19 protein-coding genes and 2 pseudogenes are annotated in these 24,601 nt (G+C 54.9%); 11 read left to right on the forward strand and 10 right to left on the reverse strand.

Annotation, left to right across the window (positions count from 1 at the left end; translation table 11 throughout):
* Nucleotides 1–56: 56 nt before the first annotated feature.
* The 5 genes from FFH21_RS02975 (at nt 57) to FFH21_RS02995 (ending at nt 6,019) form a co-directional block, all read left to right on the forward strand.
* Entirely contained in the window at nt 57–953 is an 897-nt protein-coding gene (locus FFH21_RS02975) for a hypothetical protein (RefSeq protein ID WP_011167589.1), read from the forward strand.
* Nucleotides 940–2,811 carry a hypothetical protein gene (locus FFH21_RS02980; protein WP_011167590.1) on the forward strand — a complete coding sequence of 624 codons (1,872 nt, stop codon included), beginning with the start codon at nt 940–942 and terminating at the stop codon, nt 2,809–2,811. Before FFH21_RS02975 ends, FFH21_RS02980 begins: the two co-directional genes overlap by 14 nt.
* Nucleotides 2,808–3,746, forward strand: coding sequence for a hypothetical protein (locus tag FFH21_RS02985; RefSeq protein ID WP_041924413.1), 939 nt, complete (start codon nt 2,808–2,810; stop codon nt 3,744–3,746). The genes FFH21_RS02980 and FFH21_RS02985 overlap by 4 nt, the downstream gene beginning before the upstream one ends.
* Nucleotides 3,736–4,800 (forward strand): hypothetical protein, encoded by a 1,065-nt coding sequence (locus tag FFH21_RS02990; RefSeq protein ID WP_041924414.1) that lies wholly within the window; start codon nt 3,736–3,738, stop codon nt 4,798–4,800. Before FFH21_RS02985 ends, FFH21_RS02990 begins: the two co-directional genes overlap by 11 nt.
* 370 nt (nt 4,801–5,170) lie before the next feature.
* Complete coding sequence (locus FFH21_RS02995) at nt 5,171–6,019, forward strand: hypothetical protein (protein WP_011167593.1); 849 nt, start codon at nt 5,171–5,173, stop codon at nt 6,017–6,019.
* A gap of 18 nt (nt 6,020–6,037) precedes the next feature.
* Here FFH21_RS02995 and FFH21_RS03000 read toward each other — a convergent pair whose 3' ends face one another.
* Nucleotides 6,038–6,457: a hypothetical protein gene (locus FFH21_RS03000; RefSeq protein WP_041924415.1), complete on the reverse strand. Its 420-nt coding sequence runs from the start codon at nt 6,455–6,457 to the stop codon at nt 6,038–6,040.
* A gap of 1,453 nt (nt 6,458–7,910) precedes the next feature.
* On the opposite strand from FFH21_RS03000, the gene FFH21_RS03010 reads away from it, so the two are divergent.
* The 3 genes and pseudogenes from FFH21_RS03010 (at nt 7,911) to FFH21_RS03020 (ending at nt 10,002) form a co-directional block, all read left to right on the forward strand.
* The gene (locus FFH21_RS03010) at nt 7,911–8,090 is read left to right on the forward strand and encodes an MbcA/ParS/Xre antitoxin family protein (RefSeq protein WP_050772247.1); all 180 of its coding nucleotides are present in this window, start codon (nt 7,911–7,913) and stop codon (nt 8,088–8,090) included.
* A gap of 145 nt (nt 8,091–8,235) precedes the next feature.
* Nucleotides 8,236–8,559: pseudogene (locus tag FFH21_RS03015) on the forward strand (hypothetical protein); the annotation flags it as partial.
* 183 nt (nt 8,560–8,742) lie between these two features.
* Nucleotides 8,743–10,002, forward strand: a complete 1,260-nt coding sequence (locus tag FFH21_RS03020) for an IS256-like element ISPsy17 family transposase (RefSeq protein WP_004667385.1) — start codon at nt 8,743–8,745, stop codon at nt 10,000–10,002.
* Nucleotides 10,003–10,062: 60 nt separating this feature from the next.
* Here FFH21_RS03020 and FFH21_RS03030 read toward each other — a convergent pair.
* From FFH21_RS03030 to rpsU, 4 genes and pseudogenes are all read right to left on the reverse strand, one after another.
* A pseudogene (locus FFH21_RS03030) lies at nt 10,063–10,434 on the reverse strand (PAS domain S-box protein); the annotation flags it as partial.
* A gap of 277 nt (nt 10,435–10,711) precedes the next feature.
* Nucleotides 10,712–12,562, reverse strand: a complete 1,851-nt coding sequence (gene rpoD, locus FFH21_RS03035; RefSeq protein ID WP_011167595.1) for an RNA polymerase sigma factor RpoD — start codon at nt 12,560–12,562, stop codon at nt 10,712–10,714.
* Between the two features lie 67 nt (nt 12,563–12,629).
* Nucleotides 12,630–14,585, reverse strand: coding sequence for a DNA primase (gene dnaG, locus FFH21_RS03040; RefSeq protein WP_004663763.1), 1,956 nt, complete (start codon nt 14,583–14,585; stop codon nt 12,630–12,632).
* A 509-nt stretch (nt 14,586–15,094) separates the two neighbouring features.
* Nucleotides 15,095–15,310 (reverse strand): 30S ribosomal protein S21, encoded by a 216-nt coding sequence (rpsU, locus tag FFH21_RS03045; protein WP_002551877.1) that lies wholly within the window; start codon nt 15,308–15,310, stop codon nt 15,095–15,097.
* 198 nt (nt 15,311–15,508) lie between these two features.
* On the opposite strand from rpsU, the gene tsaD reads away from it, so the two are divergent.
* Nucleotides 15,509–16,534, forward strand: coding sequence for a tRNA (adenosine(37)-N6)-threonylcarbamoyltransferase complex transferase subunit TsaD (gene tsaD, locus FFH21_RS03050; RefSeq protein ID WP_004663765.1), 1,026 nt, complete (start codon nt 15,509–15,511; stop codon nt 16,532–16,534).
* 35 nt (nt 16,535–16,569) lie between these two features.
* Here tsaD and plsY read toward each other — a convergent pair whose 3' ends face one another.
* Nucleotides 16,570–17,139, reverse strand: a complete 570-nt coding sequence (gene plsY, locus FFH21_RS03055; RefSeq protein ID WP_004660108.1) for a glycerol-3-phosphate 1-O-acyltransferase PlsY — start codon at nt 17,137–17,139, stop codon at nt 16,570–16,572.
* 74 nt (nt 17,140–17,213) lie between these two features.
* Between plsY and folB the strand changes: the two genes are divergently transcribed.
* Complete coding sequence (gene folB, locus FFH21_RS03060; RefSeq protein ID WP_011167596.1) at nt 17,214–17,567, forward strand: dihydroneopterin aldolase; 354 nt, start codon at nt 17,214–17,216, stop codon at nt 17,565–17,567.
* The gene (gene folK, locus FFH21_RS03065; protein ID WP_004660110.1) at nt 17,558–18,082 is read left to right on the forward strand and encodes a 2-amino-4-hydroxy-6-hydroxymethyldihydropteridine diphosphokinase; all 525 of its coding nucleotides are present in this window, start codon (nt 17,558–17,560) and stop codon (nt 18,080–18,082) included. The genes folB and folK overlap by 10 nt, the downstream gene beginning before the upstream one ends.
* Nucleotides 18,083–18,178: 96 nt before the next feature.
* On the opposite strand, the gene FFH21_RS03070 is transcribed toward folK, so the two are convergent.
* The 4 genes from FFH21_RS03070 to FFH21_RS03085 form a co-directional block, all read right to left on the reverse strand.
* Entirely contained in the window at nt 18,179–19,408 is a 1,230-nt protein-coding gene (locus FFH21_RS03070; RefSeq protein ID WP_004667103.1) for a multifunctional CCA addition/repair protein, read from the reverse strand.
* 97 nt (nt 19,409–19,505) lie between these two features.
* Entirely contained in the window at nt 19,506–21,068 is a 1,563-nt protein-coding gene (locus FFH21_RS03075; RefSeq protein WP_002551883.1) for a SpoVR family protein, read from the reverse strand.
* Nucleotides 21,065–22,336 (reverse strand): YeaH/YhbH family protein, encoded by a 1,272-nt coding sequence (locus tag FFH21_RS03080; protein ID WP_002551884.1) that lies wholly within the window; start codon nt 22,334–22,336, stop codon nt 21,065–21,067. Before FFH21_RS03080 ends, FFH21_RS03075 begins: the two co-directional genes overlap by 4 nt.
* A gap of 121 nt (nt 22,337–22,457) precedes the next feature.
* A complete protein-coding gene (locus FFH21_RS03085; protein ID WP_002551885.1) occupies nt 22,458–24,380 on the reverse strand; it encodes a PrkA family serine protein kinase in 1,923 nt (640 codons plus the stop codon).
* Nucleotides 24,381–24,601: the final 221 nt, after the last annotated feature.

The raw sequence follows: 24,601 nt of genomic DNA on the forward strand, positions 1-24,601 counted from the left end.
ACCAGAATGTAAATCAGACCACCTCGAACTGCAGCGAGGAGAAAGGGAGATCTACCTTGCGTGCCGATACCCAAATTCAAGAGATTCTCGCGAAATGCGACGTCCTCAAGCGCGCCACCCTTTGGCCGTCAGAACAAGTCCTGCGCCCCAGAGCATGGCTTGAGAATTTCGACGAACCCGACGTTTACATTGCGGCGTTCCTATTAGACAAATTTACGTTCTACAACAGAACACTGACCGATGCATTGTTAGTGGCGTCCTACCATTCAATTGGAGACGGCATGCCGAAAGGGCCTGCTTCTCCCAATAGCATGGATCTAGTGGCTAGCCTCGGCACAGCCATTATCACCCCAGTAAAGGGTGAACATCCCAACCCCACTGATTCGGGCTATCTCCTATGTCGTAAAGCTCGGCAGCTTTTACGGCTGAACGACACTTTCATCCAAGATACAGACATAGCAATCCAGCACGCCTATGAGGGAAAAACTGTTGTTTTCATTGACGACTTCGTGGGTTCCGGCGATCAGTTTCTAACCACGTGGAAAACCGAGGATAGCCTTGGAAGGTCGTTTGCGAAGGCTAATGCCGTTTCGCAGTTCGGCGCCATATACGTCACTCTGGTCACTACTGACTTTGGATTAAAAAACATCCATGACAATGCACCTTCCGTCGCAGTTTGCGCGACGCATGTGCTTGACAAGCGATCAACGCTAGAGGGTGTCATCGAATCCAACCCAAATATGCGATCCCCTGTCCTAAGATTTTTGGCTAAATATTCACCAAAACTAAATCCCGCTGAACAATACATAGCCAACTGCCCCAACTACCTCATGTTTGGCTACAAAAATAGAGGCCTGATGTTTGGCTTCGAGCACTCCATACCTGACGCCACGCTGCCAATATTTTGGGCACCAGGACAAGACAACTGGGAGCCATTAATTGAACGATCTTAATCCAAATTCGGTTCTGCGGCAGCTGTTCGGGGACAATCGAGCCGAATGGCCATCGACAAACTTCAAACAGTTGTTTGTAACGCCAACATATCTCGGCAAGCTCGAAGTAATGCGACCATGTTTCCTAGTGGGCGGTCGTGGCACCGGCAAGACTACCGCACTTCAATCGCTACGTTACGATTCGATGCTGGAGCGTATTGAAGATGACGGGCAGACGTTCGCAGACCAGGAGTACCTCGGCGTCCTAGTACGGATGAATAAAAATAGGGTTCGCGCGTTCATAGGCAGCGGTCTCAGTGAGGAAATATGGTCAAAATTTTTTGCCCATTACTTCAACTTATTGGCATGCAGCGAGCTGGCAAATTTAGCTTCTTGGCTAGAACTTAGGTCACCTTCAAAAATCTCTGCAGAAAGCCTGAGCATAATTTCAACTGAATTGGGTCTCGCCGACTGCGAGACGCTGGACGAACTCAAGAATTCAATCAAAAGAGCCATTTCCACTCTCCAACTCCAAGTTAACAATCCCGCCAAGGATATGGGAATTACATTATCCATGGCTGAATCTCCTCTTCGTACGTTTGCGGAAATCTTGAGAACCGAAGGGCTGCTGGGAGAGAGGGTGGTGTTCTGCTGTATCGACGAGTATGAAAACTTACTCAACTACCAGCAGGCGATATTAAACACATATATAAAGCACGCAGAACCTCCCCTTTCTTACAAAGTTGGAGTTAGGAAGAACGGGCTTCGAAATCGACAGACTCTTGATGGGCAGGACGTTCTACGCGTACCTGACGATTGCCTAGAAATTGAGATAGCTGACGAAGGATTCGATTTTTTTGCAAAGGCTGTGGCTGAGTTAAGGTTGAAGCACGCTAAGAGCGTTGGGGTGAATGTATCTGCCAACCTACGGGAATTCCTTGAGGAGCTATCACTTTCTGAAGAAGCCATCGTATTAGGAGCCGACCGTATAGCGTCACACGCGTTGGCAGAGCTCACCGACCATAAAACCTTAGATTTTTTTAAGCAAAAATCTCCTGGTGAGCTTTATTTCCTTAAATACTGGCAAGAAAGTGAAGGCGGATCGCTACAAGATCTCGCAACTGAATGGTTTAACAATGAAACCGAATGGAAAACCCGGCTAGGCAATCATGGTTATGCAAGTCTCTTTTGGCTCTCAAAGGGTCGGAAAGGAGCGAGAATCCGAAAATACTACTGCGGCGAAAGGACAATGCTTTCCCTGGCGGCGGGTAACATCAGGTACTTTTTGGAGCTGATCGACACAGCCATCGGATATCAATTAGATGATCAGCCGGCGAATGGTACCAGCCTTAAAATTTCTGCTAAATCGCAAACGCTGGCAGCCCGAGAAGTTGGCAAGAGAAGGCTCAATCAACTGGAGGGCCTGGCAGACCACGGCGTCCAACTTAAAAGAATTGTGCTGGCTATAGGTAAGGTATTTTTTGAACTAGCTCGTTCTCCTAGCGGCAAAACACCAGAAGTTACTTCATTTGTTCTTTCCGGAAGCCAAGCCGAGTCCTCAAGAATCCATAGCTTACTTCAAGAAGGCGTAGGGCATTTAGCATTTGAGTCCGACCCTCGCACAAAGTCTACTAGTAGCGTAGAGCTACGAGACGACGAATATCGTTTGCATCGCATTTTCAGCGCATTCTTCGAAATATCACACCGTAAGAAAAGGCGGATGACTATCGAGGCATCTACATTACTAAGCGTCTTGGAGGATCGCCCTGCCCGTGCCATTTCGTCTCTACTGGATGACAGACCACAAACCAGGGAAGAGGAACTTCCTGAACAGCTTGCTCTTTTTTCTGCCTTCTATGAAGAAGGTGAGCCAAAATGATCAGCATGCCCATGCCCCCGCTTCACACGAAAAGATTCAGAGACATAACTTTAGCTGACATTCGCCCAAATGAATTGATAATCTCGGCGGCAGACTCTGCGGAAAATAGAGACAGGCTGAAATTGTGGGAAGATCTTCAATCATCTAACCCTGAACGCATTATATCCATCAAAAGCATTGACAAAGAAAGCATTCTGATCAACCACAACGGTAAACAAACGACAGTCTCTTTAAGGGACGAAGAGGCTCTAGAAAAAATACTTAGCTCAAAAGAAATCCTGATCGATGTTACCGGCTTAACGCATAATATATGGGCTCCGCTGTTGAAGAGCGCATATAATCATGGGGTCAGGACTAGAGTTCTCTACGCCGAACCTGAATCGTATACACCTCATCCCAGCCCCGCTTCTTCGGCTTTTTTTGACCTAAGCGTCACCTTTGAAGGCTTGGCACCTCTGCCTGGCTTCGTCCAATTATCTGGCCCAGATGACGAAGACCGTTGCCTGTTCATCGCGATGTTGGGCTTCGAGGGTAATCGTCCCGAGCATTTAGCCGCACAGCTAGACCCTAGGCCCAAAGTTATTCCCGTCGTAGGAGTGCCAGGTTTCCAACTCGAATATCCTGCATTAACCGTCGGATGCAACCGGATGTTTTTGGACGAATACAAGGCCCACTCTGAGGTAAGATACGCACGTGCCAGCTGCCCCTTCGAGGCATTCAAAGCGCTGACCCAGATTCATCGGGACTACCCAGATCATTACATTTACTTAGCCTTGGTCGGCACCAAGCCACACGCTATAGGTTCCATCTTGTTCGCCATCAAACATTCCGATACTACAGAGATAATGTTCGACTACCCGGTGAAGAAAAGCGGGCGAACCTCCGGCATTGGTATCGTCCATGTGTACGATTTTGAGGACTTTCATGCCTATTGATATGGATAGGTACTACACCCCGGAAAACGTGGCGATCCAAGCTATGGAGCGGGGGAGCTTTCTTTCGACACCAATGGTGTGCGCGGACTCCACATGCGGATCGGGCAGGCTGCTTGATGCAGCCAACACCGTCTTCGGCTCCGTGCGGTCTATAGGAATAGACCGGGACGTAGAAGCAATTTCGCAATTACGCCTGAGAAGGCCCGGTTGGCAGCTGTCGGTCGGGGATTTGCTCAGTCATGAGAGTATCGACGTCGCCCGCGAGCAGCAGGCGATTGACCTTCTCGTACTTAACCCTCCGTTTAGCCACGGGAAAAGGAAATTCGTCGACATTAATTTCGGTGGCAAGGAGATGACCGGGAGCATCGCCATGGCGCATATCCTACGAAGCTTTGAGATTTTCAGGCCGAAACTCGGAGCCGTCGTCGTTGCACCTGAATCACTCCTATACTCTGAGACAGACCAGCTCGCCCGGCACACTCTCGAAGAGAGCTACCGGATTGAAAAAATTGCAGATTTGCAACGCTGCACGTTTCGAGGCGCCCGAGTACAAGCATCGGTTGTGCAGATCAGCCCTGGCACCCAGTGCCGCCAGCAGGTCGACATCGTTCATAACATTGGAGTTATTCAAAGCTCCCTTGTCCGAGGCAGCCTTCCAGTTCATTTACGAAACTTCGATCCTGCCGGGGTGCCATTCATTCACTCTACCGACTTGCGTCACGTGGCAGCCGGTTGGGACGTGCAACACCTTACCAAGACTTCCAAGATGGGAAAAGGTCGGATAAAGGGATGGGTCATTTTGATTCCCAGGGTGGGTCTTCCGGAGGCCCAGATGATAAACGTAGTTAAACTCTCGGAGGTCGTACAGCTTTCCGATTGCGTGATAGCCTTGAAATTCTCGACTAAAGCGAACGCTTTACTCGCTCAAACCAGAATTCGCTCCCGATGGGCAGAGCTCCGAGAACTCTACCGGGGAACGGGCGCGCGATATATCACCATGGCCAGATTGAGCTTATGGCTTTCGATGATCGGTGTGGACGCTCAACAGGCATGATTGTTACGCCCTTAGCATCGCACCAATGTTTGGCGTGGCACTTCGCTGACAGACCAGTTGGAGGCCAGCAGGATCGCCAGATCGAGTACGTTGGCCAAAACCTTCTGCACGACTTTCTCGCGACTCAGCTCCAAGACGCTTAACTACAGGTACTGAAAACTCTGTTTCAACCTGACCAGCAACGGCGCCAACGGGACGCTCGGAATATTGCCAGCAGCAATACATCGATCCCGCTTTACCAGAGCATCCGCCCGCCTCAAAAAGTGCTCTGATCTTCCCGGTTGCGATGATCAGTGGCCGTCTACTCAACAGCTATCGACGGTCAACGCCCCGAGCAGTTACATTTGCACCCCAGACAATGGAGTGTGAAATGAGCTGTTTTATCAGCATAAGGGCGTGCCCCAATCCAAACGACTTTTTCGACGAGCTCATCTCCGATGAACGTCAGACTATCCAAGGATGGCGGCTTTCCATCAGAAGGATCTCAACCCCCACGACGTCGGACGAAACGCCTGATACGTTCGTCGATGTCCGATGGCTTCATGCCGAGTTCGATTGCGAGCCCGAGCAGGTCAAAGATGTCCTCAATACCCAGCTGCCAGAGCTGCGTCAATTGATCCGGATTCTGGCGGGGGTAAGGAGCAATCACTTCAACCAGGGATTGAGCTTCAGCATGTGGTTCGAGGAGTATGTCCTGGATGGCGTGCTGCATATGATTCATCCCTTCAAAATCAACGTTGGCATCGGCGTTCTAAACATCCAGACCCTAGATGGCAATGGAACGGTGCTGTCTGACATGAAGGCATTTGAAGCCTCCCAGGCTCAGGCTCGTCGTCAGGCTGCGAAGCGAGAGCTTCGAGTCCTTGCGGCGAACATAGTCCCTTTCTTGAGTGACCCGCAGTTCAGGCGAGCCTGGGAAAGCTATAGCCTGGCACAAGGATCGGGCGACCATGCGATTGGTCATCTCTACGACATCAGAGAAGCAGCTGAGAAAAGATTTGGGAACGCTCAGAAAGTCTTAAAGCTCAGTGAAAATGAGTGGGATCGTTTTGGAAAGCTTTTCAATGGTGTCTCCGTTATGGGGGGGCGCCATAACGGGATGCACTCGGCTTCGTTGAGGCCACTGACATCGGCTGAAAAATCCCAAGCCATGATATTTGCCAGAAAGATGCTCGATGCTTTTGCCAAGGAGCTGGAGTCGAGAGCAGCGCGATCCTGAGCAATGGCATTTATCACCTTATAAACGACATATCTCGCGAGCGCCCACTTCCTGCACAGTGGACTCGTCCGGATCACGCTCATCAACCATTACTCCGTTCATTCCGAGGTAATCCATGAGCCGCGTAGCCGCCGCACGTGCTGGAGAAGTATTGATCGTCAAGGGAAGGCCCATACCCCTGCGGTGCCACCGGCAGAATCCCGCCAACAACCCCGGCTTGGGCGCCTTGGTGATGGTTTGGCTGCGATTGGGCAGTTGACCATAGGCCAGCCCCATTACGTAAGCCATTCGACCAATGACCTTCGCGTATTGCGGATGCATCAGCCCACCGCTGACGAGCTGCGTAGGAGCAATGACTGCTGGTGGCTGCTGTTCTGAGGCGTCGGTGAAAGGCACACTAACGGATAGCGAAAGAATTGAAGCCGAGAACACTTTCAAGTTTTATTCATCGTCGACGTCCTTGCTTTTTTTAATATCAGTCTGGGTTCAGCTCGCTGGAGACCGAGTCCTTTATTGGGCTCACATTCAGCATGGGCGCTGGGTGTGTGGCGCATAGGGAGTCTAGGTGAGGATCATAAGAAGGCAACTAACGAGGAAGCGTAGAGTTGAGAGGTTAGTGCCAAAAAATCGCACGTTTAGTGCTGGCGTAAAGCTATCTTTCCGATTATTCGCTTCGAGGTATTACGCCAGCAACGTGTCACCCTGAGGGGCTGCGATAGGTCGACTGGCGTCCGTTATCGGGGTCGCCAGCAGACCCACAAACGCCCGTCTACGGACGGCGGGCATCGGCCATCAGCCGCGCAGCAACGCCAATTGCACTAAGCGGTATCACCAGCCTGCGTAGTGAGTAACTAGCTGCCCCCAGATGGTTAGCGCAGTTTCATTTCCTCTAAGAGCTCGAAGCGCCTCAGCCGCCGAGATCTTAGTTCGACAGCCGCCGATCAAATAGAAATCGTCAGTTCCTTGGGAGTAGAGATGCAGCAACGTCAGTACCATCACCTGCTGTACTGTGGTCATTCTTCTATACGAGCTGCGCATAGCCCTCAATGCCTCAGGAAGAGGCTCTGAACGATCATGATCGAAACCACATGGTCGAATTGTGTAGTGAATGCCCTGGCTGCCGTACGGGTTACACCGGGTGAAGCATTGCTGTAGTCCGTATTGCTCAATGATCTCCCAAGCGACCGCCCCAAACCTTTCACCTCGTTGCTCAGCAGACGGGTATATCGGGGCAGACATATGGCAGACCATCGCCAAAGCGGCGTACTCAGTACCATCCAAGCAAGGTATTTTTTCAACTAGGTCTATTAGCGTGTATCCCGGGAAGCGACCTGCTGCGAATGTCGTGTCGATTGCCGTGTAGGCAGCGAGAGCAACCGGTTGACGGGAGTGATGTACGTACCCGTGGCTCGCGGTCTCTATGTCGGTGAACGCCCAAATACTAGGGGACACTTTATGGACACCCAGCTCACGTAGCAGTGTTATCGCTTCTACCGATTGGTTGTTGAGAATGTTCATTTTGGTCACGCCCTTGGTAGGTGTAAGAGATGCAGGTCATTGAACCAGTCAGCTGCCAGTCAACCCTTCGTAGCATGCACAATAGAACATTCAACCTGCTTAGAGAATACTCACTAAAATGGTGAAGACAGTGCAGGCTACAAGTTGCGGAATGCCTCCAGACCAGGGATTTTCCTATACAGAAAAAGCACTGAACTGATCATCTTTGTAAGTTTCTTTCTATGTTCCTGGGCAGCGACAGTTAAACTTCGTGTATTGACATGCTCGCAATCGTAATACTTGTCTAACATCCATCCTGGCTTGCAAATACCGTATTATCTTCTAGAGAACTCATCAATATACAATCAGAAAGGGTTTGAACAGGAAAGAGTCATTGAAGACATTAGATCCGAGGGTACTGGAAGCCGCGACCGCCTTATTTGGCGACACCACGCTCGTCATCGACTGGTTATCCAAGCATAGTCGGGCGTTTGGTGGTAAGCGCCCGCTCGATGTCGATACCAAAGATGTTTTGACCTTGATAGGAAGGCTGGAGCATGGCTTTGGTGCCTGAAAGCCCTTTGAAGTACCAAATCTCAGGAGGCACTGATCCGTATCAATAGTGTTGAGCAATGATCGTTTTTGGTTTGTTGTTTGTGAAGCGAGTACGCTATCCCAATCAAGCACTGAAAATTCAGCCCACCCTCAAGGAAGTCATGATGCCAAGGAAGACATTGATATTTGGAAACGGCCTAGGGATGGCGCTCGATCCTCAACATTTTTCGCTTACCAACGCTATGGCTGATGTGTGGAATGACCCGTTTGCCATCAGTGATGTGCACAAAGAGTTAATCAGTCAGTGCCTTGGTGGAAATGGCGTCATCCCCGCGCGTGAAGATCAGCTCGACCCATTGCACCTGGTGATCTCGGCTTGTAGGACGCTTAGCAGCATCAACATGTCCCAGCGGATGAACGTTCACTGGTTATCGCAGGAAGGCCTGCAATTTCCGGTCGCAGTGGGAAACTACCTTCATAAGGTAGCCATGGTCTGTCCTTGCGGTTTATGGAGACAGGGATAGTTATGGGGTGATGCCGGGCAATACCAAGCCGGATGAAGTAAAAAACAGGATCGTGTTGCGAAACGGGTACACGTCCTACAGAAGCCTCGGTGCCGAGACTGTCAGAAATTTTGTGTTCGGGCATAACATGTAGCTAGAGGTGCATGTATGCCGACCAAAAAGAAGTCCGCCAATGCAACAGCGAGGGAGTTGCCCTCGATTCCCCAAGAGCTGATCGAGCAGTTTGTTAAAGGCCCGATGAGCGCCGAAGCCATTCAAGACGCGTCCATGGCGTTCAAGAAGGCTCTGATCGAGCGTGCGCTAGGCGCCGAGCTGGGTCACCACCTTGGTTATCCTCAGGGCGCGGAGCGCCCTAAGGAGTCGACCAATCAGCGCAATGGCAAAAGCAGCAAGACGGTTCTGACCGACGACGGGCCGCTTCGCCTGGATATCCCCAGAGACCGCGATGGTAGCTTCGCCCCGATCCTGATTCCCAAGCACGAACGACGTTTTACAGGCTTCGACGACAAGATAATTGCCATGTACGCCCGGGGCATGACGGTGCGTGAGATCCGCGCTTTTCTATCTGAGCAGTATGGAACTGACGTGTCCCATGACTTCATCAGCTCAGTCACCGATGCGGTCATGGAAGAGGTGGGCGCTTGGCAGCAACGACCCTTGGAACCGATGTATCCGGTGATCTTCTTCGATGCGTTACGGGTCAAAATCCGGGACGAGGGGTTAGTGTGCAACAAGGCTATTTATCTGGCGCTGGGGGTATTACCTGATGGCACGCGCGACATTCTGGGTATATGGATCGAGAGCACCGAGGGTGCCAAGTTTTGGATGAAGGTGTTCAACGACCTCAAGACTCGTGGCGTTGAAGATGTTCTGATCGCCGTCACGGATGGCCTCAAAGGAATACCGGAGGCGTTGGGGGCGGTTTTTCCTGCCACGACGCTGCAAACCTGCATCGTGCATCTGATCCGCAACAGCTTGGACTATGCCGCTTGGGATAAACGTCGGGCACTGGCCAAAGCACTCAAGCCGATCTACCAGGCGATCAATGCCGATGTGGCTGAGCAAGAGCTTAACGCCTTTGAAGCGGGCCCCTGGGGCAAGCAGTATCCGACTGTAGTTGCTGCATGGCGTCGCGCCTGGGATCGGGTTATACCGTTTTTTGTTTTTCCGGCGGGCATTCGCAAAGTGGTTTACACGACCAATGCCATCGAGAGCATCAATGCCCAGTTACGCAAGATCATCAAGACTCGAGGGCACTTCCCGACCGATGAGGCTGCGACGAAACTGATATGGCTTGGGTTGCGCAACATCACCGCCAACTGGGGTCATGCGGCACACGACTGGAAAGTGGCAATGAATCAATTTGCGATCCTGTACGGAGACCGATTTACCAGACCGAGCTGGTAAAACAAGGGCCTGCCTGACGGCAGGCCCTAACCAGCCCGAACACAAAAAAACTGATACTCCCATATCACGCACTATCACCAGTACGGCTGGCGTCGAGCTCTGGTCGAAAGGCTGGGCGGACATGAGCCCGGAAAAGGTTTCGCCGTTCTTGCGCCGAAAGGGTATCTCCAGATTATGGATGTTGCCTGTCTGCAGTTGCTGCAAAACTTTTGGGCCTATACCTGGCACTGCCCACAGGTCCAGTTCGGTGGGCGTTTTTCCGATCACTTCGTCAAGGGCGAGGCCGGTCCGTTCAACGAATGCCGCGTTGGCATCCATGATATGCCCGTCGGCAAGGCTTGCGATAATCATGGCATCCGGGCACTGAGCGAAGACCGAGGCGAATTTTCCCTCGGACAGGCACGACGCTTCCCGGTCATTGGTATCGATTATTACTTCACGCATATGCGGCTTACGTCCGTGTTTGACTATCGCTGATATTGTTGTGGCGTGAATTTGTAACAATCACTGGCCAAGGCTCGACTGGCAAGCGCTTGTGTCCTGTGTGATACATAGTTGTAGGTCAATTCGCCATGGCCTGCAATTAGACCGACGTCTGACCTCTGTTTGATTTGATAAATTGACGACTGGACCTGCAAATCCGGATTTCTTTTTCCCGGAAACGCAAAACCCCCGGCAGGCCGGGGGTTTTGTTGACTCGCTGGTGCGATTACTCGTCGAGGAACGAGCGCAGGTGCTCGCTTCTTGTCGGGTGACGCAGCTTGCGCAGTGCCTTGGCTTCTATCTGACGAATCCGCTCGCGGGTAACGTCAAACTGCTTACCGACCTCTTCAAGCGTGTGATCGGTATTCATGTCGATGCCGAAACGCATGCGCAGAACTTTTGCTTCACGGGCGGTAAGGCCCGACAGCACTTCGCGTGTCGCTTCTTTCAGGCTTTCAACAGTGGCGACATCGATTGGCGACTGCATGGTCGAGTCTTCGATGAAGTCACCCAGATGCGAATCTTCGTCGTCGCCGATCGGGGTTTCCATGGAGATCGGCTCTTTTGCGATCTTCAATACCTTACGGATTTTATCCTCAGGCATTTCCATGCGTTCGCCCAGCTCTTCCGGGGTCGGTTCGCGACCCATTTCCTGCAGCATCTGCCGGGAAATACGGTTGAGCTTGTTGATCGTCTCGATCATGTGCACCGGAATACGGATGGTGCGGGCCTGGTCGGCAATCGAGCGAGTGATCGCCTGACGGATCCACCAGGTGGCATAGGTCGAGAACTTGTAGCCACGACGGTATTCGAACTTGTCCACAGCCTTCATCAAGCCGATGTTGCCTTCCTGGATCAGATCGAGGAATTGCAGACCACGGTTGGTGTACTTCTTGGCGATGGAGATCACCAGACGCAAGTTCGCTTCAACCATCTCTTTCTTCGCGCGGCGGGCCTTGGCCTCACCGATCGACATGCGACGGTTGATGTCCTTGATCTCGGCTATTTTCAGGCCGGTTTCTTCTTCCAGTGCCGACAGCTTCTGCTGGCAACGCTGGATGTCAGGCTGCAGACGACCAATGGCTTCGGCGTATTTGCTCTTGCCCTTGGCCAGTGCGTCAGTCCAGCTTTCGTCAACTTCGTTGCCCGGGAACTGGCGAAGGAAGTCGGCGCGCGGCATACGTGCATCACGTACACACAGCTGCATGATGGCGCGTTCCTGAGCACGAAGACGCTCAAGAGCACCCCGCACACGCTCTACCAGACCTTCAAACTGCTTTGGAACCAGTTTGATCGGCATGAACAGTTCGGCAAGTGCAACCATTTCGGCAATGGCGTGCTTGTCGTCGCGACCGAATTTCTTCAGCGCCTTGCGGGTGATTTCCATTTGATCGGAAACCGCACCGAAGCGCTGCTGGGCGATGACCGGATCAGGACCGCTTTCGACTTCGTCTTCGTCGTCGCTGGCGTCTGCCGATTCTTCCTCGTCGTCATCGGTGCCTTCGGCCTTGACGGCTTTGGGGTCGACAGGCGGAGGTACTTCGGCAGGCGGCGCAATGCCGTCGTCCGGGTCGATATAGCCGCTCAGAACATCGGAGAGGCGACCGCCTTCACTGGTGACACATGTGTATTCGGAAAGAATATGGTCAACCGTGCCAGGGAAGTGCGCAATTGCGCCCATCACTTCACGGATGCCTTCTTCGATACGTTTGGCGATTTCGATTTCGCCTTCACGGGTCAGAAGTTCAACGGTACCCATTTCACGCATGTACATACGAACGGGATCGGTGGTACGCCCGATGTCGGTCTCGACCGCTGCCAACGCTGCAGCCGCTTCTTCTGCGGCTGCCTCGTCGGTATCGGCGTCGGCCAGCATCAAGGCGTCCGCATCCGGAGCACTCTCGTGTACCGGGATCCCCATGTCGTTGATCATGCGGATGATGTCTTCCACCTGCTCGGGATCTGAAATATCCTCAGGCAAGTGGTCGTTGACCTCTGCGTAAGTCAGATACTTCTGCTCACGACCCAGGGTGATCAACTCTTTGATACGAGATTGCTGTTGCGCTTTTCCGGACATAACACCCTATCCACTGAAGGTCTTGGCGGGCAAAAAACAAGCCGAGGATTATACCCGAGCTATGACCTCACGCGCCAGTTGAGGTCGGGGTTTGTGCGGGAACATTGCGATTTAGCAGTTCCCTAAGCTGAATTTTCTCTTCTGCGCTCAACTCGGTTTGACGAGCCTTGCTGATCAGATGTTCCAGACTGCGCTCGCGTTGGCGAGCGGATAAGCTAGTTATAGTGTCGAAAAACTGTTGTTCAAGGTTGTCGGCCTCAATCAGCCATTCCTTTTCTGCCAGAGCGCGCAGCAAACGGCCCTGTTCAGTCCCGTGCCACCTCGCTATCAACTGTAACGACCGCAGGTTGGGATTCTTTTGCCTGGCTTCGATAAGGGCTACCAGCAGTTGCGCGTTAGATTGGTCTTCTGCAGCGAAATGGCTGGCATTTTCGACCTTTTCGGCCAGTTCAGGGTGATGCAGCAAGGTTCTCAGTGCGGCCTGCATGGGCGGCTCGACAGCGGTCGGTACACGCGGCGTTCGAGGTTCGAAGTCCTGGCGCTTGCCTTTTTTGCCCCAGGATTTGTTGTCCCATTTTTTTTGATTCTGACCGCCGGTTTTCTTTGGCGTCCATTCCTGCTGTGGCTCATAACCGCCTTGAGGCTGGTAATCGGCAAAGTCAGGCATGGCGTCGTAATCGACATAGGGGTCGTAGCTCGGTGGTGCATCCACCGGCGCGCTCTGTACCAACTGACTGACGGCCTCGCCGGTAAGCCCGGTAATTTCGGTCAGGCGTTGGCGCATCAGAATGCGCAGGTTCGCCCCAGGCACTTTATCGATGAGTGGCGCCGCGAGGGTGGCCATGTGCGCCTTGCCTTCCAGCGAGCGCGGGTCAGACTCTTTGGTCAGTTGCTCGAAAAAATAATCGGCCAGCGGCTGGGCATGCTGATTGATGCGCGCCTTGAACGCGTCGGTGCCTTCGGAGCGCACCAGAGTGTCCGGGTCTTCGCCCTCGGGAAGAAACAGAAAGCGCGCCCGACGCCCGTCCTGCAGGTTCGACAGGGTGGCTTCCAGTGCCCGCCACGCGGCATTGCGCCCGGCCTGATCGCCGTCGAAGCAGAACAGCACGTTGGGCACGACCCGGAACAGGCGTTTCAAATGCTCCTCGCTGGTCGCGGTACCCAGCGTCGCCACGGCATTGCGCAAACCTTGCTGCGCCAGGGCGATGACGTCCATGTAGCCTTCAACGACGATGATTTCATCGAGGTTGCGATTGAATTTGCGGGCTTCGAACAGCCCGTACAGCTCCTGGCCCTTGTGGAAAACCGGTGTTTCCGGCGAGTTCAGGTACTTGGGCTTGTCATCGCCCAGTACGCGACCGCCAAAGGCGATGACGCGTCCGCGCGAGTCGCGTATCGGAAACATCACCCGGTCACGGAAGCGATCATAGCGTTTGCCGGTTTCGGCGTTCTCGATCAGCAGACCGGCATCGATCATGACCTTTTGCTGCAGTGAGTCGCTGCTCAGGTGCTTGTACAGGTTTTCCCAGCCTGGCGGAGCAAAGCCCAGGCCAAAGTCTCTGGCGATTTCACCGGACAGCCCGCGGCCTTTGAGGTAATCCACCGCTGCCTTGCGCGATGGATGGCTTTTCAACGCCTGGCGATAGAACTCGGCGGCGGCGGTCAGCAGCGGGTAGAGCGGGGAATCGGTTGGCTGGCGGGGCTTCTGGCCTTTTACGCCCTGTTCGCGAGGCACTTCCATGCCTGCTGCTTTGGCGAGGTCTTCGACAGCCTGGGGGAAATCCAGATTGTCGTGATCCATGATGAAGCCGAGCGCGTTGCCGCCAGCGCCGCAACCGAAGCAGTAATAGAACTGTTTGTCCGGGCTGACGCTGAAAGAGGGTGTTTTCTCTTTGTGGAACGGGCAGCAGGCGGTGTAGTTCTTCCCGGCTTTCTTGAGCTGCACGCGCGAACTGACTACATCGACAATGTCGGTGCGGTTCAGAAGGTCGTCGATAAAGCTCTGGGGAATCAGCCCGGCCATGGCGTTCTCATCATTCAAGCGTGGTGCAAAAGTATCGGGAGACTCTACGAGCGTTCCGTCAGCCTGTCAGCCGTCTTTTTTGAAGACGTGGGCAATCAACGGGCACGTCTTTGCATCCGATGGGCGGTGTGGGCCTGAAAGGGGAATAAGCTTGAGCCTGAGGGCAGGTCATAAGGCTTCACGCTGGGCGTCCACCTGAGGGTGACAAAACCCGGATACATAAGCCTGGGTGCACGGAAGACGCTGCCTTGGCTGAGCTTCTTGCGAAGTCATCAAGGCATACTCGTCTTATCATCGACCGGTCTGCTGCCCGAGTGGGCATGGCCGATGTAGCCTGTGAACAGGCTGGACGTGCTTGATTGAATGTCTGAGTCGCATCGGCGGCCTGGACGAGGTCAATCAATCTAGCTAACGCGCGATCCAGTTAACGCAAAAAAGCGAAGCTGGAACTGCCGACAGCCCGGCTGGTTGGCCGGGCAAGGCAGAAGCTTGCGACGAAGGTCTGTAAATTAATACAGACGAACGGCGCGGCGCTGTTCGCGCTGGACTTTCTTGGCGTGGCGTTTGACAGCAGCTGCTGCCTTGCGCTTACGCTCCGAAGTCGGCTTCTCGTAAAATTCGCGGCTACGAACTTCAGCCAGAACACCGGCTTTTTCGCAGGAGCGCTTGAAACGACGCAGAGCTACGTCGAAGGGTTCGTTCTCTTTAACTTTGACGGCTGGCATCCAGAGCTACCTTCATTCATTACCGGGGTCAACGCTTAGTGCAAACACTGCACAAAAGTACGTCGGTTTTTAAGGGTTGCGGATGTTAACCCCTCATTGAGAGGAATGCAAAGCCTCTGATCGAAAACCGCTGGTCGGCACCTCGGTCGACGACTATTATGCGCGCCTTCAAATCTGCCCCCTACAAGGCGCAACCCCATGCTAGTACTGGGATTAGAAACCTCCTGCGACGAAACCGGTGTCGCGTTGTACGACAGCGAACGCGGTTTGCTCGCGGACGCATTATTCAGCCAGATCGACCTGCATCGTGCCTATGGCGGTGTAGTGCCGGAGCTGGCTTCGCGCGATCACGTCAAGCGCATGCTGCCGCTGATTCGCCAGACACTGGCCGAGGCGGACTGCGTGGCCACTGACATCGACGCCATTGCCTACACGGCCGGACCGGGTCTGGTAGGTGCATTGCTGGTCGGCGCCTCGTGCGCTCAGGCGCTGGCATTCGCCTGGGATATCCCGGCGTTGGGCGTTCACCACATGGAAGGCCATTTGCTGGCCCCGATGCTGGAAGAAAACCCGCCGCAGTTCCCGTTCGTCGCGTTGCTGGTGTCCGGTGGTCATACCCAACTGGTGCGCGTCGATGGCATCGGTCAGTACGAACTGCTGGGCGAGACGCTGGACGATGCGGCAGGTGAGGCGTTCGACAAGACCGCCAAAATGATGGGCATGCAGTACCCAGGCGGCCCGGAGATTTCCAAGGCGGCGATGCAGGGCGTGGCGGGGCGTTTTGTCTTTCCCCGGCCAATGACCGATCGCCCCGGGCTGGAATTCAGTTTCAGCGGGTTGAAAACTTCTGCGCTCAATACCTGGCAGCAATGTCAGGGCGCTGGAGACGACAGCGAGCAAACCCGCTGCGACATAGCTCTGGCGTTCCAGCAGGCGGTAGTGGAGACTTTGACCATCAAGTGCAAGCGTGCGCTCAAACAGACTGGCCTCAAGAGCCTGGTCATTGCGGGCGGCGTCAGCGCGAATAAGGCGCTGCGGGCTTCGCTGGAAAGCATGCTCGGCGACCTGCGCGGAAATGTTTACTACGCAAGGCCCGAGTTCTGTACCGATAACGGCGCAATGATCGCCTTTGCGGGCTGTCAGCGTTTGCAGGCAGGGCAGAAGGAAGATTTGAGCATCAGCGTGCAGGCGCGTTGGCTCATGGAGCAGTTGCCGGGGCTGTGATGACAGGCGAGGGTGAGATGATTTCAGTTTGCCCTTCAGAAATGTCGTTCGCGCCCGGCGAGCAGGTCGCGTAGATTGCCGCGATGGCGCCAGACGATGAGCAGCGTCAATACGCTCATCGGCAACAGCGCATGAGGTTCTTGCCATGCCAGTAATGGCAGGGTCAGCGGTGTGGCAATCAGGGCGGCAAGCGAGCTGGTACGCGTCAGGTAGAGCGTCAGCAACCAGGCCGCTATCGCCAGGGCGGCTGCGGGCGGGTACAGCCCCAGCAGCACGCCGGCGGCTGTTGCGACACCTTTGCCACCACGGAAGCGAAAGTACACTGGGAACAGGTGGCCCAGCACTGCGCAGACGCCGATCCAGCCCTGTTGCGCGATGTTCAGGTTCCAGGCGCTGGCGATCAGGATTGGCAGCAGGCCTTTGCAGAGGTCGCCAAGCAGGGTCAGGATGGCCAGTTTTTTTCCGGCCAGACGCAGCATGTTGGTAGCACCGGCATTGCCCGAGCCACTGGCGCGCGGGTCTGGCCTGCCGCTCAGGCGGCTGAGCAGAATGGCGAAGGACAGCGAGCCAAGCAGGTAGGCGAAGGTGGCCAGTAACCAAAACATGCTAACCATTCCGGGCGAGGATGCCCTGATTCTAACGGCGCATCGCGCCCTTGTCGTGCAGTGGAGAGTAGTGCTTGGACAGAGTTTTCATCGAGGGCCTTGAGGTTGATACGGTCATCGGCGCCTATGACTGGGAGCGCGGCATTCGCCAGTGCCTGCGTCTGGACCTCAGCTTCGCCTGGGACAATCGCCCTGCAGCGGCAGGCGACGACCTGAGCAAGGCCCTCGACTACGCCAGTGTTTCGACATGTATTCAGGCTTTCGCCGAGCAGGCTCAGTTTCAGTTGGTAGAGACCTTCGCTGAGCGGCTGGCTGAAGTGCTGATGAGCGAATTCAATATTCCCTGGCTGCGTCTGAAACTGACCAAGCCGGGTGCCGTAGCGGCCGCTGCCGGTGTGGGCGTGGAGATCGAGCGCGGATGTCGCTGACGCGGATTTTCCTCGGCCTGGGGAGCAATATCGAGCGCGAACGTCACCTGCATGCCGGGCTGGATGCGCTGGATGGCTTTCTGACTGACCTCAGTTGCTCGCCGGTTTTTGAAAGCCATGCGGTGGGCATCAAGAGCGGGCCATTCTTCAATCTGGTGGTGTCGGCGTTGACCGATCTGCCGTTGATGGAGCTTGATCGCCGCCTGAAATTCATCGAGGCCGATAATGGCCGCTATGCCCCGGATCGCAAAGGGCTGCCGCTGGATATCGATGTGCTGTTGTATGGCGAGCAGGTCGGCAATTTCGACGGGCTGATTTTGCCCAGAGCGGAGATTCTGAAGAATGCCTTCGTGCTGTGCCCGTTGGCATTGATTGCCCCTGAGCGTCTGCATCCGGGTGTGGGGATTGCCTTCAGCAAGCTTTGGGCTGACGCGCAGATCGATCAGCAGCTCTGGCCTGTGGCTTTTGAATGGCGCGGCGTGAGCCTTACGCCTGAGAGTCTGCTGCGTAGCTGAGTGGGTTCGTGGTTCTCGGGTGCTGAAGATCGGACGCAGAGCGTCCAGGGCTGTGCTCCCACGCTGGTGGGTGGGAGCGATAGTAGTCAGTTAGAGTCAGGCGACGTGCTCCGCCTTATAGATTTTCAGCGCCTTGAGGCGTTCGTTCTTTAGCGCGTCGCCCAGTTCCTTGCCCTTGAAGCCCTTCTCCAGCAGCGGCTGTACTGACACCGTTCGAGCGGCCTGTGCTGCACCGCGCAGGTAATCAGCCTGTGGATAACTGCGTTGTTCGAAGCCGTGACGTCCTCGCGCGTCCATCTCGCACGCCGCAATGAACTCTTCAAAACGCTGCGGGCGGCGGTAGACGTCGAAACTTTGCAGCAGCTCCAGCAAAGTCGAGGGTTTCAGTTCCAGCGCCCGATGGCCGTGGGTGTGGTACTGGCCGACCAGTAGCGCCAGTTCCTGGCATTCCCTGGGCACCCGAAAACGCTCGTTGACCGCTTTAATCAGGCGCAGGCCGGTATGTTCATGGGCGATGTGCCTGGGCCATTCGGCTTCTGGCGTCAGCCCTTTGCCCAGATCGTGCAGCAGGCAGGCCCAGCGTACGGTCAGCGGGTGTTTGTGAATCGCAGATTGCTCTAGCACGCTGAGGACGTGTACGCCGGTGTCAATTTCCGGATGATGCGCAGCGGGCTGCGGCACGCCAAACAGCGCTTCAACCTCAGGCATCAGTTCCTTGAGCGCGCCGCAGTCGTGCAGTACCTGGATGAACACCTGAGGCTGCTCTTCCATGAGGGCGCGTGAGATTTCCTTCCAGCTTCGTTCGGCAGTCAGCGCCTTGAGTTCGCCGGATTCACTGAGCTGGCGCATCAGCCCCAAGGTCTCGGGTGCGATGGTGAAACCGTAACGTGCGTAGCGCGCTGCGAACCGGGCCACGCGCAAGACCCTAAGCGGATCTTCGGCGAATGCGGGGGAAACGTGGCGCAATATTCGCGCTTCAAGGTCTTTCTGACCGTTATACGGATCGGTCAGGTTACCGTCCTTGTCTTCGGCCATGGCATTGATCGTCAGGTCGCGCCGAATCAGGTCCTGCTCAAGCGTTACCTCGGGGCTTGCATGAAAAACAAAGCCTCCATAGCCCACGCCGCTTTTGCGCTCGGTGCGCGCCAGCGCGTATTCCTCATTGGTCAGCGGGTGCAGAAACACCGGGAAGTCTGTGCCGACCGGGCGATAGCCCTTGACCAGCATGTCCTCAGTGCTCGCGCCGACCACGACCCAATCGATATCAGTGACAGGTTGACCCAGGAGGCGGTCGCGTACAGCACCGCCCACTTTATAAATCTGCATAAAAAGCCTCCGTAAGCGCGACAGGATAAACCTTGTGCCGTGCTTGCGGAGGCTAAAGCTGCATGAGCAGCCGTTTAAACAGCCTTTTCCCTAACGCCTAAAGATGGACGACCGCCATATCAAGCCGGGGATACTCACTGTCGGCATGCTCGCCTTTTGGAGGTACGTGATGAGTCTTGACCACTTGATCGCCCTGCAGGGTTTCCAGATGGATATCAAAGCCCCACAGCCGGTGCAGGTGTTTGAGCACCTCGTCTGTCGAATCGCCCAGAGGTTTTCGATTGTGCTGTTGGTGGCGCAGGGTCAGCGAGCGATCGCCTCGGCGGTCGATGCTGTAGATCTGCACGTTGGGCTCCCGATTGCCCAGGTTGTATTGCGCAGCGAGGATCTCGCGAATGGTCCGATAACCGTTTTCATCATGAATGGCAGGCACCAGCAGGTCTTCCTGCTGGTCGTCGTCCATGATGCTGAACAGCTTGAGGTCGCGAATCACCTTGGGCGACAAGTATTGGAGAATGAAGCTCTCGTCCTTGAAGCTGGTCATCGCAAACTTGATCGCCGTCAGCCAGTCGGTGCCGGCAATTTCCGGAAACCACTGCCGGTCCTCATCGGTAGGGTTTTCGCACATCCGGCGTATGTCCTGATACATGGCAAAGCCCAGCGCGTAGGGATTGATGCCGCTGTAGTAGGGGCTGTCAAAACCGGGCTGGAAAATCACGCTGGTGTGCGACTGCAGAAACTCCATCATGAAGCCGTCGGTGACCAGTCCTTCGTCGTACAGGTCGTTCATCAGCGTGTAATGCCAGAACGTTGCCCAGCCTTCGTTCATTACCTGGGTCTGGCGCTGTGGATAAAAGTACTGCGCGATCTTGCGCACAATGCGCACCACTTCGCGCTGCCAGGGCTCCAGCAGCGGCGCGTGTTTCTCGATGAAATAGAGAATGTTTTCCTGCGGCTCGGCAGGAAAGCGTGCGTTGTCCTCTTTACTGTTTTTTTCGGCGTTCTTCGGAATAGTGCGCCAAAGATCGTTGATCTGGCGCTGAAGATGTTCTTCCCGATCCTTCTGGCGCCGCCGTTCCTCTTCAGCGGAAATCGGATACGGACGCTTGTAGCGGTCCACGCCGTAGTTCATCAACGCGTGGCACGAGTCGAGCAAATCTTCCACGGCGTCGATGCCATGCCGCTCCTCGCATTGCATGATGTACTGCTTGGCGAACACCAGATAATCAATGATCGAGCTGGCGTCGGTCCAGGTGCGGAACAGGTAATTGCCCTTGAAGAAGCTGTTGTGGCCATAGCAGGCGTGCGCAACGACCAGCGCCTGCATGCAGATGGTGTTTTCTTCCATCAGGTAGGCAATACACGGGTCCGAGTTGATCACAATCTCGTACGCCAGCCCCATCTGGCCACGCGAATAGGATTTTTCAGTGCTGAGGAAGTGTTTGCCGTATGACCAGTGATGGTAGCCCAGGGGCATGCCCACCGAGGCGTAGGCATCCATCATCTGTTCGGCAGTGATCACCTCAATCTGGTTGGGATAGGTGTCCAGAGCATACCGCTCGGCAATTCTGCCGATCTCACGGTCGTAGGCCCGGATCAGTTCAAATGTCCACTCTGACCCCGTGGAAAGGGGTTGGCGCTTCTGCTCTCTGGCGGTCATGACACTAACCTTCGCTGGAAGAGTTCGCGGAATACCGGATAAATATCACCGGCAGAGACCAGCTGCTGCTGGGCGAACGTGTCGGCGTAGTCTTCACCGATACGCTCGTATTCGTACCACAAGGCCTGGTGCTCACGCGGCGTGATTTCCACGTACGTGTAGTACTGCACGAAGGGCATGATCTGTTTGGTCAGGATTTCCCGGCAAATGGGCGAATCGTCGTTCCAGTTGTCTCCGTCCGAGGCCTGTGCCGCGTAAATATTCCAGTCGCTGCTTGGGTAGCGTTCGGCCATGATCTCCTGCATCAGTTTCAATGCGCTGGAAACGATGGTGCCGCCGGTTTCCCGAGAATAGAAGAACTCTTCTTCGTCCACTTCACGGGCGCTGGTGTGGTGGCGAATGAACACAACGTCGATCTTGTCGTAATTACGCTTGAGAAACAGGTACAGCAGGATGAAGAAGCGCTTGGCGATGTCTTTGGTCGCTTGGGTCATGGATCCGGAGACGTCCATCAGGCAAAACATGACCGCTTTGGAACTGGGGTTGGGTTGTTTGACCAGAAGGTTGTACTTGAGGTCGAACGTATCGAGATACGGTACGCGACGAATACGTGCTTTCAGTCGATCGATTTCTACTTCCAGTTCCTGAATATCGCCGAAGTTGTCGGGCTCTTCGCGCTTCATACGCTCAAGCTCGACAGTTGCCTCTTTGAGTTTTGCCCGGCTGCTGCCGGACAGCGCAATGCGTCGCGCATGCGCCGAGCGCAGGGTACGGATGATGTTGATGCGTGAAGGGTTGCCTTCGTTGCTGATACCCGCGCGCACGGTCTTGAAGGTGTCGGTACCGGTCAGGTTGCGCTTCACCAGGTTCGGCAGCTCCAGGTCTTCGAACATGAATTCAAGAAACTCTTCCTGAGTAATCTGAAACGAGAACTCATCCATGCCTTCGCCGGAGTTGCCTGCCTTGCCAGGCCCTTTGCCGCCACCGCCGCCTTGAGGGCGGGCGATGTGCTCGCCTGTGGTGAACTCCTTGTTGCCTGGATGAACAACGGTCTGTTTGCCGCCACGACCGTGATGCAACACCGGTTCGTCAATGTCGCGTCCGGGAATACTGATCTGCTCGCCGTGTTCCATGTCAGTAATGGAGCGCCGGCTGACCGCTTCCTCCACTGCCTTTTTAATGTGGTCACGGTAACGACGCAGAAACCGCTGCCGGTTTACCGTGCTCTTGTTCTTGCCGTTGAGACGTCGGTCGATCACATAGCTCATAGGCTCCTCCGGGGAGCTTCAAGTTGTAAGCTTCAAGCTGCAGGCGAGCGCGCCATCGATCCCGAAGCCGGGCCTCGATCGCTTTTCGCCTGCAGCTGATAGCTTGAAGCTTGCAGCTGCTTTATTGCGATTTCCGCACGCGCAGATACCATTCGGACAGCAGACGTACCTGCTTGTCCGTGTAGCCCCTCTCGACCATTCGTGTGACGAAGTCGTTGTGCTTCTGCTGATCCTCCTTGCTGGCCTTGGCATTGAAGCTGATGACGGGCAGGAGGTCCTCGGTGTTGGAGAACATTTTCTTCTCGATCACCACGCGCAGCTTCTCGTAGCTGAGCCAGGTCGGATTCTTGCCGTTGTTGTTGGCGCGGGCACGCAGCACGAAGTTGACGATTTCATTGCGGAAGTCTTTCGGGTTGCTGATGCCGGCCGGTTTCTCGATCTTTTCCAGCTCCTCGTTCAAGGCCACGCGATTGAGAATCTCGCCGGTTTCCGGATCGCGGTATTCCTGATCCTGAATCCAGAAGTCTGCATACAGCACGTAGCGGTCGAAAATGTTCTGACCGTACTCGCTGTAGGATTCCAGGTACGCCGTCTGGATTTCCTTGCCGATGAACTCGATGTAGCGGGGTGCCAGGTATTCCTTGATGAAACGCAGGTAGCGTTCACGCGTTTCGGCCGGAAATTGCTCCTGTTCGATCTGCTGTTCCAGTACGTACAGCAGGTGCACCGGGTTGGCAGCAATTTCGTGTGGATCGAAGTTGAAGACCTTGGACAGAATCTTGAACGCGAAGCGGGTAGAGAGACCGTTCATACCTTCGTCGACGCCCGCACTGTCGCGGTATTCCTGGATCGACTTGGCTTTGGGGTCGGTATCTTTCAGGTTCTCGCCGTCATACACGCGCATCTTGGAGTAGATGTTAGAGTTGTCCGGCTCTTTGAGGCGCGACAGCGTGGTGAATTGTGCGAGCATCTTCAAGGTGTCAGGCGCGCAATGCGCTTTGGACAGCGAGCTGTTGAACAGCAGCTTGTCGTAAATCTTGATCTCGTCGCTGACACGCAGGCAGTACGGCACCTTCACGATGTAGATACGGTCGATGAAGGCTTCGTTGTTCTTGTTGTTGCGGAAACTGTGCCATTCCGATTCGTTGGAGTGCGCCAGCAGAATACCGGTGAACGGGATGGCCCCCAGCCCCTCGGTGCTGTTGTAGTTACCCTCCTGGGTCGCGGTCAGCAGCGGGTGAAGGACCTTGATCGGTGCCTTGAACATCTCGACGAATTCCATCAGGCCCTGGTTGGCCCGGCACAGTGCGCCCGAGTAGCTGTACGCGTCGGCGTCGTTCTGTGGGAATTCTTCCAGTTTTCGAATATCGACCTTGCCGACCAGCGCGGAAATATCCTGGTTATTTTCGTCGCCGGGCTCGGTTTTCGCTACGGCGATCTGGTTGAGAATCGAAGGGTAGAGCTTCACAACCTTGAACTGGCTGATGTCGCCACCGAACTCGGCCAGGCGCTTGGTCGCCCACGGCGACATGATAGTGCTCAGGTAGCGTCGCGGAATTCCGAAGTCTTCTTCCAGAATCGCGCCGTCCTCAGTGGCGTTGAACAGGCCCAGAGGCGACTCGAAGACTGGCGAGCCCTTGATGGCGTAGAACGGGACTCTTTCGATCAGTTGCTTGAGCTTTTCAGCCAGGGACGACTTACCGCCGCCAACCGGGCCGAGCAGGTAAAGGATTTGCTTCTTCTCTTCCAGGCCTTGGGCGGCATGGCGGAAATACGAAACAATCTGGTCGATGCATTCTTCCATCCCGTGGAAGTCGGCAAAGGCTGGATAGCGGCGTATCACCTTGTTGGAGAATATTCGCGAGAGCCTGGAGTTGGTAGAGGTATCCACCAGTTCGGGCTCGCCAATGGCCAGCAGAAGACGTTCTGCGGCAGAGGCATAGGCGCTGCGGTCCTGTTTGCAGAGCTCCAGATATTCCTGTAGCGAGAGCTCTTCTTGCCGTGTGCTTTCGAAGCGTTGTTGGAAGTGGCTGAATATACTCATGACGTCACCTCGCTCGATACGTGGAGCCGGCGGCGGATCGTCAGTCGATGCTGGCAGCGACCGCAATGCGGCTGCTGTTTCCCCCCAGAACACCTTAAAAGTAACTACCGATGACCCACGCGCCGGTGTACCGGCTCTCCCCTGAATACGGATGGCCTAGGCTAAGGATAGTTCGGATTCGGAAAGATAAAGAAGGGATGCGCGAGAAGACGGGCTGACCG

The organism is Pseudomonas sp. KBS0707 (genome assembly GCF_005937945.2).
Lineage (GTDB): Bacteria > Pseudomonadota > Gammaproteobacteria > Pseudomonadales > Pseudomonadaceae > Aquipseudomonas > Aquipseudomonas amygdali.